The sequence below is a fragment of the Rhodococcus sp. MEB032 genome (assembly GCF_030208925.1).
In the GTDB taxonomy this organism is placed as follows: domain Bacteria; phylum Actinomycetota; class Actinomycetes; order Mycobacteriales; family Mycobacteriaceae; genus Rhodococcus_F; species Rhodococcus_F qingshengii.
Window position 1 is genome coordinate 1 of the sequence record NZ_JARVSY010000048.1, and the last position, 1,036, is coordinate 1,036.

Here is a 1,036-nt window from a genome sequence, read left to right on the forward strand (position 1 = left end):
CGGTGACGCCAGTTATCGTGGAGTCGTTGTTGAAATACCACTCTGATCGAATTGGACCTCTAACCTCGGACCATGATCTGGTTCAGGGACAGTGCCTGGTGGGTAGTTTAACTGGGGCGGTTGCCTCCCAAAATGTAACGGAGGCGCCCAAAGGTTCCCTCAGCCTGGTTGGCAATCAGGTGTCGAGTGCAAGTGCACAAGGGAGCTTGACTGTGAGACTGACAGGTCGAGCAGGGACGAAAGTCGGGACTAGTGATCCGGCACCGGCAAGTGGAAGCGGTGTCGCTCAACGGATAAAAGGTACCCCGGGGATAACAGGCTGATCTTCCCCAAGAGTCCATATCGACGGGATGGTTTGGCACCTCGATGTCGGCTCGTCGCATCCTGGGGCTGGAGTAGGTCCCAAGGGTTGGGCTGTTCGCCCATTAAAGCGGCACGCGAGCTGGGTTTAGAACGTCGTGAGACAGTTCGGTCTCTATCCGCCGCGCGCGTTAGAAACTTGAGGAAGGCTGTCCCTAGTACGAGAGGACCGGGACGGACGAACCTCTGGTGTGCCAGTTGTTCCGCCAGGAGCACCGCTGGTTAGCTACGTTCGGAAGGGATAACCGCTGAAAGCATCTAAGCGGGAAGCCTGTTCCAAGATGAGGTTTCTCACCCCCTCGAGGGGGTAAGGCCCCCGGCAGACCACCGGGTTGATAGGCCAGAACTGGAAGTGCAGTAATGCATGCAGGTGACTGGTACTAATAGGCCGAGGACTTACCACAAAGAAGCTACGCGTCCACTGTGCGGTATCTGAAACAACACACAGATACTGATGAGAAACCCTGTTTTCTCCATCCCCCAACACCAGAAACTGGTGTTGACGGGTGGTGAAACCAGGTGATCAGAAGAAGGTTACTGTGACAGTTTCATAGAGTTACGGCGGTCATAGCGAAGGGGAAACGCCCGGTCCCATTCCGAACCCGGAAGCTAAGCCCTTCAGCGCCGATGGTACTGCACTCGACAGGGTGTGGGAGAGTAGGACACCGCCGAACAC

General features: G+C 56.2%; 2 rRNA genes. Both read left to right on the forward strand.

Annotated features, from left to right (window positions below):
* A 23S ribosomal RNA gene (locus QRN54_RS31045) occupies positions 1–764 on the forward strand; the annotation flags it as partial.
* A gap of 153 nt (positions 765–917) precedes the next feature.
* Positions 918–1,034 (forward strand): 5S ribosomal RNA (gene rrf / locus QRN54_RS31050).
* Positions 1,035–1,036: the final 2 nt, after the last annotated feature.